Source organism: Rheinheimera fenheensis, from assembly GCF_039871805.1.
Lineage (GTDB): Bacteria > Pseudomonadota > Gammaproteobacteria > Enterobacterales > Alteromonadaceae > Alishewanella > Alishewanella fenheensis.
In genome coordinates this window covers 93,056-105,715 of the sequence record NZ_JBDPJM010000010.1, presented here as the reverse complement: position 1 = coordinate 105,715, position 12,660 = coordinate 93,056, and the positions used below count along the sequence as shown (strand labels likewise).

Annotated in this window: 13 protein-coding genes; 3 read left to right on the top strand and 10 right to left on the bottom strand. The window is 52.1% G+C overall.

All coding sequences use genetic code 11. From position 1 onward, the window contains the following. Positions 1–3 precede the first annotated feature (3 nt). Both ABGI61_RS13765 and ABGI61_RS13760 read left to right on the top strand, forming a co-directional pair. A complete protein-coding gene (locus ABGI61_RS13765; RefSeq protein ID WP_347602030.1) occupies positions 4–348 on the top strand; it encodes a DUF4810 domain-containing protein in 345 nt (114 codons plus the stop codon). Position 349: 1 nt separating this feature from the next. After that, on the top strand, positions 350–1,024 hold the full coding sequence (locus ABGI61_RS13760) for a DUF799 domain-containing protein (protein WP_347602028.1): 675 nt from the start codon (positions 350–352) through the stop codon (positions 1,022–1,024). A 44-nt stretch (positions 1,025–1,068) separates the two neighbouring features. Here the strand turns inward: ABGI61_RS13760 and rsuA are convergent, their stop codons facing one another. The 9 genes from rsuA to ahpC form a co-directional block, all read right to left on the bottom strand. Then, the gene (gene rsuA, locus ABGI61_RS13755) at positions 1,069–1,764 is read right to left on the bottom strand and encodes a 16S rRNA pseudouridine(516) synthase RsuA (RefSeq protein WP_347602026.1); all 696 of its coding nucleotides are present in this window, start codon (positions 1,762–1,764) and stop codon (positions 1,069–1,071) included. 57 nt (positions 1,765–1,821) lie between these two features. Further along, positions 1,822–2,583, bottom strand: coding sequence for a 3'(2'),5'-bisphosphate nucleotidase CysQ (cysQ, locus tag ABGI61_RS13750; RefSeq protein ID WP_347602025.1), 762 nt, complete (start codon positions 2,581–2,583; stop codon positions 1,822–1,824). Further along, on the bottom strand, positions 2,583–3,179 hold the full coding sequence (gene cysC / locus ABGI61_RS13745) for an adenylyl-sulfate kinase (protein ID WP_347602023.1): 597 nt from the start codon (positions 3,177–3,179) through the stop codon (positions 2,583–2,585). Before cysC ends, cysQ begins: the two co-directional genes overlap by 1 nt. A 13-nt stretch (positions 3,180–3,192) precedes the next feature. Next, positions 3,193–4,914 (bottom strand): SLC13 family permease, encoded by a 1,722-nt coding sequence (locus tag ABGI61_RS13740; RefSeq protein ID WP_347602021.1) that lies wholly within the window; start codon positions 4,912–4,914, stop codon positions 3,193–3,195. Beyond that, positions 4,914–6,350, bottom strand: a complete 1,437-nt coding sequence (gene cysN, locus ABGI61_RS13735; protein ID WP_347602019.1) for a sulfate adenylyltransferase subunit CysN — start codon at positions 6,348–6,350, stop codon at positions 4,914–4,916. The genes ABGI61_RS13740 and cysN overlap by 1 nt, the downstream gene beginning before the upstream one ends. Then, positions 6,350–7,261, bottom strand: coding sequence for a sulfate adenylyltransferase subunit CysD (cysD, locus tag ABGI61_RS13730; RefSeq protein WP_347602017.1), 912 nt, complete (start codon positions 7,259–7,261; stop codon positions 6,350–6,352). The genes cysN and cysD overlap by 1 nt, the downstream gene beginning before the upstream one ends. 10 nt (positions 7,262–7,271) lie before the next feature. After that, positions 7,272–8,693 (bottom strand): siroheme synthase CysG, encoded by a 1,422-nt coding sequence (cysG, locus tag ABGI61_RS13725; protein ID WP_347602015.1) that lies wholly within the window; start codon positions 8,691–8,693, stop codon positions 7,272–7,274. 265 nt (positions 8,694–8,958) lie between these two features. Further along, the gene (gene ahpF / locus ABGI61_RS13720) at positions 8,959–10,503 is read right to left on the bottom strand and encodes an alkyl hydroperoxide reductase subunit F (protein WP_347602013.1); all 1,545 of its coding nucleotides are present in this window, start codon (positions 10,501–10,503) and stop codon (positions 8,959–8,961) included. Between the two features lie 180 nt (positions 10,504–10,683). Then, a complete protein-coding gene (ahpC, locus tag ABGI61_RS13715; RefSeq protein ID WP_347602011.1) occupies positions 10,684–11,250 on the bottom strand; it encodes an alkyl hydroperoxide reductase subunit C in 567 nt (188 codons plus the stop codon). Between the two features lie 197 nt (positions 11,251–11,447). On the opposite strand from ahpC, the gene ABGI61_RS13710 reads away from it, so the two are divergent. Beyond that, on the top strand, positions 11,448–11,828 hold the full coding sequence (locus ABGI61_RS13710) for an META domain-containing protein (protein WP_347602009.1): 381 nt from the start codon (positions 11,448–11,450) through the stop codon (positions 11,826–11,828). Here the strand turns inward: ABGI61_RS13710 and ABGI61_RS13705 are convergent. Beyond that, positions 11,825–12,580: a substrate-binding periplasmic protein gene (locus ABGI61_RS13705; RefSeq protein WP_347602007.1), complete on the bottom strand. Its 756-nt coding sequence runs from the start codon at positions 12,578–12,580 to the stop codon at positions 11,825–11,827. The two genes, ABGI61_RS13710 and ABGI61_RS13705, sit on opposite strands and share 4 nt — an antisense overlap. Positions 12,581–12,660 lie beyond the last annotated feature (80 nt).

Below are 12,660 nucleotides of genomic sequence, written 5' to 3'. Positions count from 1 at the left end.
AAAATGAAAAAACTATTTTGTATAGCGATACTGGCGTTGTCCGTATCAGCGTGTAAAACCACAGAGCCGTTGTACTACCACGGCGCTTACAACCAGGCGGTGTATGCTTATTTCAAAGCAGAAGACACCACGCTGGAAGAGCAAATCAATATCCTGCAACAAACAATACAGGCGGCTGCTAACGCAGGTAAACCGGTTGCACCGGGTGTGCATGCTCATCTTGGGCTGTTGTATTTCGATACTGGTAATGCCGATTTAGGTAAACAGCATTTCGAGCAAGAAAAGGTGCTGTTCCCGGAATCAGTTAAGTACCTAGACTTTTTATTAACGTCGCGGCAAGGAGCCTGATATGAACTGGTTAAAATTTTGCCTGACAGGGGCTGTTGTTGTTCTGGCGGGCTGCGTCAGTGCGCCACCAGCACATGATTACACCGCATTTCGAAATGCTGATCCGCATTCTGTGCTGATATTACCGCCTATCAACAATACGGTGGAGGTGATTGCGCCGTATAGCCTGATGTCTCAGGTGCATCAGCCGATCGCTGAGTCGGGCTATTATGTGTTTCCTGTCGCGTTGGTTAATCAGACGTTTCGCAGTAATGGCCTGACGGAAGCCTCAGACATTCATGCAGTGCCGTTTCAAAAAGTGCATGAGATTTTTGGCGCCGATACTGGCCTGTACATGACTATTGAGGAATATGGCACCAGCTATGTTGTACTGTCGAGTGAAACGGTGGTGAAAGTCTCTGCCACTCTGGTTGATTTGCGCTCTGGTGTGGTGCTGTGGCAAGACACAGCACGCGCTTCTTCAGCGGAACAGCGCGGTAACAGCGGTGGTGGTTTAGTAGGGATGTTGGTAGAAGCGGCACTAAATCAGATTATTGAAACCGTTACTGATCGCGGTTTTGATATCGCGGCTATCAGCGCTAACCGTTTACTTTATGTCGAAGATCATAACGGCTTACTGTACGGCCCGAGGTCGCCAAAATATGGTCAGCCAGTGCCTAGCGAAAAGAAAAAGTAGTAACATCGGGTAGACTGAAATAGCGGGGCTTAAGCCCCGCCTTTTTAGCTACGCAACAGCTCTAGTTCCTGCTCGTTCAGTGCGCGATACTCCCCCTCGGCCAAATCATCCGGCAACTGCAGGCCGCCAATTTTCTCGCGGTGTAGCCGCATCACTTTATTACCGATAGCAGCGAACATACGTTTTACCTGATGGTAGCGGCCTTCATGAATAGTCAGCAGCGCCTCATTTTCGGCAACGATCTCAAGTTCAGCGGGTAGGGTGGCGGTTTTTTCGTTGCGTAGCATTACGCCTGCAGCAAATTGCTGCACCGCCTCTGCCGGGATAGGGTCTGCCGTCCAGACGCGGTAGGTTTTCGCCACATGATGCTTAGGGCTGCTGATACGATGCGACCACTGGCCATCATCGGTGATCAGCACTAAGCCGGTGGTATCTAAATCAAGCCGGCCAACGGTGTGCAGCCGCTCGACTAAGGGTTCGTCGAGCAGGGTGAATACGGTGTTATGGTCCGGATCGTCAGTCGAGCAGACATAACCCTCGGGCTTGTGCAGCATAAAATAGCGCAGGCCCAGCAGTTTTAGTGGTTCGTCATCCAGGCACACTTCATCAGTGTCTTTTAACTGCAGCGCCGGCTGTTTTACGATTTGCTGGTTTACGCTGACTCGCTGTTGCTTAATCACTTTACCGGCCTGGCTGCGGGTCAGGCCGGTGCAGTCGCATATAAATTTGTCTAAACGCATACATCACCTATTTATGTTGCGCGTAGTGTAACCATTTTAAGGCGAGCAGTCGCTATTTTACTGCGTTAGCGCCGAGACAATAAAGTTCGGGTTGCGCAGGTTTTCCCGTTGATACACCTGGCTTGCAATGCCGTCAAACGTTACGCTGGCGCCGGCCTCCCGTGCAATAATATGGCCGGCGCCGGTGTCCCATTGCATGGTTGGCCCAAAGCGCGGATAAACATCGGCAGCGCCTTCAGCAACCAGGCAAAACTTTAACGAACTGCCCACCGGCACCATATCGTGCTTGGCAAATTGCTGCAGATAACCGGCTAAGTCGGGGCTGGGGTGGCTGCGGCTGCCCACAACCCGCACGGTATCGCCGGGTGTGGCTACCGAAATGGCCTTGCTAGTGGCGCCTTGTTTTAAAAACGCGCCCTGGCCTTTAGCGGCGTAGTAGGTTTTATTCAGCACCGGCGCATGAATAACGCCCAGTACCGGCTCGCCGTTTTCGATCAGTGCAATATTTACCGTGAACTCACCGTTGCGTTTAATAAACTCTTTGGTGCCATCCAGCGGGTCTACCAGCCAGTAGCGCTGCCAGGTCTTTCGGATATCCCAGCTGATATCGGCTGCTTCTTCTGACAATATCGGCAGCTCAGGCGTTAGTACTGTTAACGCTTTAACAATCAGCTGATGTGCGGCTAAATCGGCTGCGGTCAGTGGTGAGTCATCAGCCTTGCCGGTGATATTAAAGGCGGCGTTATCTTGCTGATATACCGCCAGGATCGCCTGACCGGCTTGTTCGGCGATATCGATAATGGCGGGTAAATAATTCATCAGATAATGTTCCTTTCTTTCAGCAATGCCAGCAATTGCTGCACACTATCTTGCAGCGAGGTCACTGAGGTATCCAGCACCAAATCGGCTACTTCCGGCGCCTCGTACGGGTCGGAAATGCCGGTAAAGTGGCTAATTTCACCGGCACGGGCTTTTTTATACAGGCCTTTTACATCGCGCTGCTCGCACACTTCCAGCGGCGTGGCGATATGCACTTCAATAAACTTTCCCGCTGGAATAAAGCTTTTTACCAGCGCGCGCTGATTACGGTAGGGCGATATAAAGGCACTTAATACCAGTAAGCCAGCGTCGACCATTAAGCCGGCGACAGCACCGACACGGCGCAGGTTTTCGGTTCTGTCCTGTGCGCTAAAGCCTAAATCAGCACACAAGCCATGGCGCACGTTGTCGCCATCGAGCAAATAGGTGTGCTTGCCTTGTGCGGCTAACGCCTGCTCCAGCGCATTGGCGACAGTCGATTTGCCCGAGCCGGATAGGCCGGTAAACCAGATCACTGCGCTTTTATGGCCAAATAGCGCCTCGCGGCTTTGCGCATTAATGTCGTGTTGTTGCCATTTAATATTGTTTGCGTTCATGCAATTGCTTCACTTAAAACGGATAAATCAGCGGCAGAAAAATCAGCACTACCGACGAGTATGCCAGGGCCATCGGCACGCCCAGACGAATATAGTCTTTTAGCTGATAGTTACCGGCCGAATACACCATCAGGTTAGTCTGATAGCCAAAAGGCGAGATAAAACTGGCTGAGGCGCCAAAGGCCACTGCCATAAAAAACGGCACCGGATCAACGCCTAAGTTCTGTGCTATGGCATAGGCAATCGGGAAGGTCAGTGCGGCCGCGGCGTTGTTAGTCACCAGCTCGGTAAACATCCAGGTGGCAACAAACACCGCCACCAGGGCACCATAGGCGCCATAACCCTGTACCAAGCTAATTAAACCATTAGCAACACTGCCCGCCACGCCAGTAGCTATCATCAGCTGCGCCAAACCGATAGCCGAGCCGACAATCACCCATAGCTCAAGCGGAAAACGGTTTTTTATCTCGTTAATGCTAACCGCGCCACCAGCGACATAAAGCATGAGTATTACCGGCAGGCTTTTAATTAATGGTACCAGCTCCAGCACCGACAGGGTCAGTGCCAGCGCAAAACTGGCCAGCACCCAATGGCTGCGCTTTTTCGGTAAGGGTGTGGCAATAGATAGTCCGTTAACGTAGATAAATTCCTGATTTAACTGATGTTGGCCGGGGAAGTGTTTTCCGACAGATAAAATAAGTACATCGCCGGCGTGCAGCACCAAATCGCCCAGCCCACCCTGTAAGCGCTCATGGCCGCGGCGCACTGCTATCACCACGGCATCATATTCATGGCGAAAACGAATTTGCTTTAAACTTTTCCCGACTAAGCGCGAGCTATAACTCAGCACGGCTTCGAGCAGCTCGCCCTGGTGCTCGTCGCGGCGCAGCAGCTCAAGGCCGGGAAATTGTTGCAAACGTGATACGGCGTCTAAATCACCGACAAAGCGCAGTTCATCGCCGGCAGCGATAATCGTATCGGGTGTTACGGGGCACAGGCGTTCCGGGCCGCGCTGAATTTCAGCCAAAAACAACGCTTGCAGCTCACGTAGCTGGTTTTGCTCTACGGTTTTACCAATTAATTGGCTGTCGGCTCGTACATGCGCGGTTAAGTAGTAGGGTGTGGTTTGCTCAACGTTTTTACTGTTATCTGGCAGCCAGTGACTGCCTATCACCAGTACAATAATACCGGCGGCGAGCACCAGGGCACCGAGCAGGGTAAAGTCGAAAAAGCCCAGGGCAGGCTGGCCGCTTTGTTCAACAAAACCGTTAACGATTAAGTTAGTGGAGGTGCCGATTAGCGTTAACATGCCGCCTAAAATGGCGCTGTAAGATAACGGCAACAGCAACTTCGACGCCGCAAAGTGGTTATGATGCCTAAGCGACGACATTAAGGTAGACACCACCGCGGTGTTGTTAATAAAGGCCGACATAAAGGCGCTGGATAAGCTAAGCCGGGCGATAACACTGGCCAGGCGCTTGCCGGCAAAACCGCGACTTAACCAGCTGACTAATTGCGACTTTTCAATGCCAATAGACACTAATAGCAGCAAAAGTAGCGTAATTAGTGATGGGTTGGCGAAATTTTCCAGTGCTTTGTTCAGTGGTAACCAGCCGACCAAATAGCTAAGCAACAGGGCGCCGCCAAACCATAGCGCCGGTGAGCGTTTACTGAAGATCAGTGCCGCTACCAGCGCCAGCAGCAGCAGGATCACGCCATACTGCTGATATGCCATCAGGCTTTGCCCTTCAGTAGCTCACGCACATCCTGCGCTCCCCAGTGCGGGAAGTGTTTGCGGATCAGTGCATTTAACTCCAGCTCAAAAGCGCTGATGTCGGCCGCGACCGGTTTTTCTTCTGCCAGCACGTTCTGGATAATACCGGCCGCTACAGTGGCATTGGTCAGACGGTCAATCAGAATAAAATTACCGGTACCGGGCTGGTTTTTAAAGGTGTCCAGCGGCTGGGTTTCAGTCAGTTCCAGCTCAACCAGCGCAATGTCATTCATTGCTACCTGCTCAGCGGCCTCCTGTGCCAGCGTATTCACGTTTACCTTGTGGTTTAGTCGGTTAATGCTGACACTGCTTTTGCGTGTCGCCAGTTTTAAGTCATACAGCCGGCCGGTTTGCAGCGGTTGATCGTTAAACCACACCAGATACGCCAGTGCGCGGTTAGTCAGGTTAACGCTTTCATCTGACGGCACCAGCCAGTCGCCACGGCTGACATCAATTTCATCATTCAGCGTGACTGTGATGGCCTGGCCGGCAATGGCAGAGGGCTGCTCACCCTCGAAAGTGACAATGTGTTTAATGCTGCTTTTTTTGCCTGATGGATAGGCGGTGACTGTCTGGCCTACCGCTAAGCGGCCGCTGACTAAGTTACCGGCAAAACCACGGAAGTTCAGATCTGGCCGGTTAACATACTGCACCGGAAAGCGGGTCGCTGCGCCGCCACGCTGCGGTATCGGTAAGGTTTCCAGCAGCGGTAGCAGGGCAGTGCCGCTGTACCAGGGCATATTAGCCGACAAACTCAGAATGTTCTCGCCTTTCAGGGCGCTAATCGGCACCACGTCAACAGTGGATACCTGCAGCTGGGCCATTAACGCCTGCACATCCTGCTTAATGGTGTTGTAGGTCGCTTCGCTGTAGCCAACGATATCCATTTTGTTCACCGCCACAACTAAATGCTTAATGCCCAGCAAGGAACAAATAAAGCTGTGGCGGCGGGTTTGTGTTTGTACGCCATATCGGGCGTCAATCAGCAATATCGCCACATCGGCGGTAGAAGCGCCAGTGGCCATATTGCGCGTGTATTGCTCATGGCCCGGTGTGTCGGCCAGAATAAATTTGCGCTCTGTGGTAGAAAAATAGCGGTAAGCCACATCTATGGTAATACCTTGTTCGCGTTCGGCCTGCAGGCCGTCTACCAGCATCGCCAGTTCCAACTCGCCATCGCTGTTGCGGCCTTTATGGTCGCGCTTAAGCGCATCCAGCTGATCGTCGTATAACTGTTGGCTGTCGTGCAGCAGGCGGCCAATTAGGGTGCTTTTGCCGTCGTCGACACTGCCACAGGTTAGTACCCGCAGCAGGCCTTTATCCTGATGCTGCTGCAGATAGCCGCGGATACCTAAGTTGTTTAGCTGCTCGTTTAACGAGGTAACAGTTGCTGACATTAGAAATAGCCCTCGCGTTTCTTCAGTTCCATACCTGATTGATCCTGATCGATCACCCGGCCCTGGCGCTCCGATGTGCGGGCGCGCAGCATTTCTTCAACGATGCCCTCCAGCGTATCGGCGGTCGACTCAATAGCGCCGGTCAGTGGGTAACAACCCAGCGTTCTGAAGCGCACCGATTTCATTTGTGGCACTTCGCCCGGCTCCAACGGCATGCGCTCGTCATCTACCATGATCAGGGTGCCGCTACGCTCTACCACTGGCCGGGGTTTGGCCAAATAAAGTGGCACTATATCGATGTTTTCCTGCAGGATATAAAGCCAGATGTCGAGCTCTGTCCAATTCGACAGCGGAAACACACGGATACTTTCGCCTTCGTTAATGGCACCGTTGTATAAATTCCACAGCTCAGGCCGCTGGTTTTTTGGATCCCAGCGGTGGTGTTTATCACGAAACGAATACACCCGCTCTTTCGCGCGCGACTTTTCCTCGTCGCGGCGAGCACCGCCAAAAGCCGCATCAAAGCCGTACTTATTCAGCGCCTGCTTTAAACTTTGCGTTTTCATGATATCGGTGTGTTTGGCGCTGCCATGCACAAAGGGGTTAATGTTCATCGCTAACCCTTCCGGGTTTTTGTGCACCAGCAGTTCAAAGTTGTACTCTTTGGCTAAGCGGTCGCGAAATTGAATCATTTCGCGAAACTTCCAGTTGGTATCGACATGCAGTAATGGGAACGGAATTTTGCCCGGTGCAAAGGCTTTACGGGCCAAATGCAGCAGTACTGATGAGTCTTTACCGATTGAATACAGCATGACCGGCTTTTTAAATTCAGCCGCCACTTCACGGAAGATGTGAATGCTTTCCGCTTCTAGTTGCTGCAGGTGTGACAAGGTGCCTGTTAATGCAGACATAGTGTGATCCTCATTCCATCTGAGTAATGGCCTGGCTAAATACCGCTGTTTGCGGCCTTTGGCCAAACCAATGTAAGTCCTGCTGCAAGCTTACCACTTCGCCTATAACGAGCAAAGCGGGTGAGCCCAGCTGGTGCTGATTAATTAAGCCGGCCAGTTGTGCCAAGGTGCCGGTCACAATTCGCTGCTCGGGCCGGCTGCCGTTTTCAATAATGGCTACCGGCGTGCTGGCGCTGCGCCCGGCGTTAATCAACTGCTGCTGAATATGTGCCGCTTTCATCAGGCCCATATAAATCACCAGCGTTTGGTTGGCTTTGCTCATGCTGTGCCAGTCGGGTTCGCTGCCATCCGGCCGGCAATGGCCGGTAACAAACTGCACGCTCTGTGCATAATCGCGGTGCGTCAGTGGTATACCGGCATAGGCGGCACAGCCAGCCGCCGCGGTAACACCCGGTACTACCTGAAAGGCAATGTTATGCGGCAACAGAGCCTGAATTTCTTCACCGCCGCGGCCAAAAATAAAGGGGTCACCGCCCTTTAAGCGGCAAACTTTTTTACCGGCCAGGGCTAAGTCAATTAATAGCTGGTTCGTATCCTGCTGTGGCACTGAGTGCGCGCCGGCTTTTTTGCCGACGCAAATACGCTCGGCATCGCGGCGCACCAAGTCCATAATTTGCGGCGATACTAAGTAGTCGTATACCACCACATCGGCTTGCTGCATCAGCTGCAGTGCTTTTAGTGTTAACAGCTCCGGATCGCCGGGGCCGGCACCGACTACATACACTTCGCCAGCCTGGCTTTGTGGCTGCTCTAACATAGCGTGCAGGCGCTGCTCGGCGCTTTGCAGCTGATTGGCCTGCACATCGCGCACTACGTCAGAGTCGAATACCTGCTCCCAAAACTGCCGGCGGGCAGCAAAGCCGCGTATTTTGGCCTTAACCTGGTCACGAAAGCGGCCGACCAATTGCGCCAGCGGGCCTAAATGCTGTGGCAGTAAGGCTTCGAGCTTTTCACGCAACCTGCGGGCTAATACCGGTGCAGTGCCAAAGCTGGAAATGGCAATTAATATCGGGCTGCGATCGATAATCGACGGGAAGATAAAGCCACACTTGGGCTGGTCGTCCACCGTGTTCACCAGCATATTACGCGCTGTGGCGGCGTCATATACAGCCGCGTTAACTGCATCGTTATCGGTAGCGGCAATCACTAACAATTTGCCATCCAGCAGCTCTGGCGCAAAATAGCCGTTAATCAGCTGCGCTTTGCCTTCGTGCTGCCATTGAATAAACTCTTCGGCAAAATCCGGTGCTACCACGGTTAGCCTGGCGCCGGCACTTAACAGCGTACCCGCTTTACGCAGCGCTACCGAGCCGCCGCCAACAATCAGCACCGGTTTATCGGTTAACTTTACAAATAAGGGTAAATACTGCACAACGGCTCCGGCACCACAGATACTGGGACTTAACTCTAGCTTATGTCGGGCAGAATAGCCGTCTGCATGGCTTTAATAAAATAGTTAATTACGCTCAGATATAACTAAAAGGAATTAATGACGAGTTTGGAATAAGAGGCTACAGATCAGAGATAAAAAAACGGCAACCGAAGTTGCCGTCAAAGCTACAGAGAGAGTGAAGCTAAAGGGGTTAACGTAGCTCGCGCTGTTAACGATCACTGCGCGAGCGTTGTTTAACTGACGGTTAGTTACGGATCATATAGTCAAAGGCACCTAAAGCGGCGTTAGCACCAGAGCCCATGGCAATGATAATTTGCTTGTACGGTGCTGTGGTGGCATCGCCGGCAGCAAATACGCCGGGCACTGAGGTTTGGCCGCGCTCGTCGACGATGATCTCGCCGCGGGGTGACAGCTCTACTGCGCCACGCAACCATTCAGTGTTGGGCACCAAACCAATCTGTACAAAGATACCGGCCAGTTCGACATGTTTGGCCTCACCGGTTTTTCGGTCGGTGTAGTTAAGGCCGGTTACTTTGTTGCCATCGCCGGTCACTTCGGTGGTCTGCGCTTCAGTGATGATGGTGATATTGCCCATAGAGTTGGCCTTTTTCACCAGCACGGCATCGGCGCGCAGCTCGGCAGCAAACTCCAGCACGGTAACGTGTTCAACAATACCGGCTAAGTCAATCGCGGCTTCAATACCTGAGTTACCACCACCGATAACGGCCACTTTTTTGCCTTTAAACAGCGGGCCGTCACAGTGCGGGCAGTAGGCCACACCTTTACCACGGTATTGCTGCTCGCCTGGTACGTTCATTTCGCGCCAGCGGGCACCCGGGCTTAAAATCAGCGTTTTACTTTTCAACACGGCACCGTTTTGCAGTTCAAGCTCAACTTTGTCACCTTTGCTTAGTTTAACGGCGCGCTGGTTGTTCATAATATCGACGTCGTATTCACGCACATGGGCTTCTAAACTGTTTACGAGTTTTGGGCCTTCGGTGTACTTCACCGAAATAAAGTTTTCAATACCCACGGTGTCGGCAACCTGGCCGCCAAAGCGTTCAGCGACAATACCGGTGTTTAAGCCTTTACGGGCGGCGTAAATAGAGGCAGCTGCACCGGCCGGGCCACCACCAACAACCAGCACGTCGAAATCCGCTTTGTTTTTCAGTGCCTCGGCCTGGCGTTTTTCGGCGTTAACGTCGATTTTCTGGATGATTTTTTCTAGCGTAATGGCGCCTTGTGAGAACAACTCGCCGTTTAAATACACCGATGGTACTGCCATGATGTTTTTCGCCGCCACTTCGTCCTGGAACATGGCACCGTCAATCATCACGTTAGTAATGTTTGGGTTTATTGCTGACATAATATTCAGCGCCTGCACCACTTCCGGGCAGGTTTGGCAGCTTAATGACACATAGGTCTCAAAGGCGAAGCTGCCGGGTAACTGGCGAATTTGCTCGATAATATCGGCATCCACTTTAATCGGGTGGCCACCAGAGTGTAATAATGCCAGTACCAGCGAGGTGAATTCATGCCCCAGCGGTACACCAGCAAAGGTAATTTGGGTGTCTTTCGCTACCGAGCGAACCAGCATCGCCGGGGTACGCTTGGCTGCGCTGTCGTCGCGGCGTACGCTAACTAAATCTGACAGGCTGGCAATATCGTTAGCCAGTGCGTCTACTTCTGCTGCCTTGGCGCTATCGTCTAAAGATACCACCAGCTCAACCTGCGTTTTCAGGTTCTGCAGATAAGTGTGTAATTGTTGCTTCAGGTTAGTATCTAACATAATCACTCCGTAATACGTTATTCAGATAGTGCAAAAAATATCAGGCGCAGGGGAGCGGGCTGGCGTAACGCCAGCCCGTGCAAACACAATGTATGGCAGTGGGGAAGCTGGAAACAGCTTCTTAAGACAGGAGCTGTTTGCCGCTTCCGGCACTGCAGTTGCCTGCAGTTTGCATTAAAGTTAGATCTTACCTACAAGGTCCAGTGAAGGTGCTAGGGTCTTCTCACCTGGTGTCCACTTAGCTGGGCATACTTCGCCGTCGTGGTTTGCAACATATTGCGCTGCCTGTACTTTACGGAACAGTTCAGCTGCGCTGCGGCCGATACCCAGGTCATGAATTTCAGCGACTTTGATTTCACCCTCTGGGTTAATCACGAAAGTACCACGCAGTGCTAAACCTTCTTCTTCAATCATCACACCGAAGTTACGGGTGATAGCGCCAGTTGGGTCGCCAATCATTGGGTAGTTGATTTTCTTGATAGTGTCTGACGCATCGTGCCACGCTTTGTGAGTGAAGTGGGTGTCAGTCGATACCGAGTATACTTCTACACCGATTTCCTGGAACTTAGCGTAGAAATCAGCCAGGTCGCCCAGTTCAGTAGGACATACGAAAGTGAAGTCCGCTGGGTAGAAACACACGACAGACCATTTGCCCAGTAAATCCTGATCTGAAACAGGAACAAACTTACCCTGATGGAACGCAGTAGCTTTAAATGGCTTAACTTTAGTATTGATAATAGAAGACATAGTCTTGCTCCTTTGTGTGAGTTAACAGTTCATGTTTCAACGCTGAGCAGTGTAACGCGTCAGCATGCTTTGTCAAAACGAATAAAACAAATTACTTTAATCAATTTTTGTGATTAAAACTTTATCACAGTTGTTCAGCCGGTACTTAACTATACTCTGGCATCATCATCCATCCTTTTTACGTAGCAGGAGTGTCTATGATCACCTCAATCCGCCGCGCGACCTTATTAGGCGCAACCCTTAGCCTTGCGGCCTGTCAGCCGGCAGCACTGCCCAGTGGCCAGTACTTACAACTTAACCCGGCCGAAGGCGACAAGGCCCTTAGTCTGAACTTCGAGCAAGACAGGCTGAGCGGCTTTACCGGCTGCAACCGCGCTATGGGCGGCTTCAGTGTAGATAAGGGCGAGTTAGTGGTTTCTCAACTGGCCGGCACCATGATGGCGTGCAGCGAGCAGGCGATGGCGCGCGAGCAGGCCTTTATGCAGTTTTTACAAAGTAAACCGGTGCTGAGCATGGAAGATAAGGTGTTGGTATTGCGCAAAGATGACACTGAGTACCGTTTCGTCGCGCAGCCTTAATCGGTTTTCGCGCTACTCAGGTAGCGCTCAGCCAACTGCTGATAGGTGCCATCGGCGTATAAGGTATCCAGCGCCTGTTGCAGCCGGTTTACCACATCGTCCGGTACACTTGGGTTCAGTGCCAGATAGTTGGCGCCCACAACCGATAAATCCAATACCGGCTCAACGCTGTCAATAGTTTCGTCGTATTGCGCCAGCCAGCTGGGCAAAATCAGCTCTGAGCCTATCAGCAAGTCGACTTTGCCTTGCAAAAACAGGCCAACGGCGTCGGCTTTTGCAGACAGCCCCAGCAGGTTCACGCCATGTTCAAAGCCCTGACTTTGTAGGTATAGCTCGTACACATCTCCCCGGGCGACGGCAATCACATAGCGTTTGGCCTCTGCTAAGGTGGTGGGGTTCACCTCGGGCCGGCGTTTTAAGCGATACATATTGGCTTTGGAGTGTGCCAGCGGGCCAACCCACTTAAACTGCGGCTCGCGCAGCGGATTGCGCGAAGTAGAATACAGCGCGCCGCTAGCGTCCTTTAACGTGGTTTCATAAGCGCGCAGCCAGGGCATCAGCGCAAAGTCACAGCTAAGCCCGGCTTGCTGGCAGCTTAACCGCACCAACTCAGTGTTAAGGCCGGTAATGGTATCGTCCTGCACATAACTGTAGGGCGGAAAATGCTCGGTATACAGATTCAGCTGCTGCGCCAGCGCTGCCGAGACCAGCCAGCAATTAGCCAACACTAAGCTGCAAAGAGTTTTTACCATGCCATCACCTGCTGCCACACTACTCACAAAGACTATGGCAGAGGCGTAGCAAAAGTGACAAGGGTTTTAACCGATTAAAG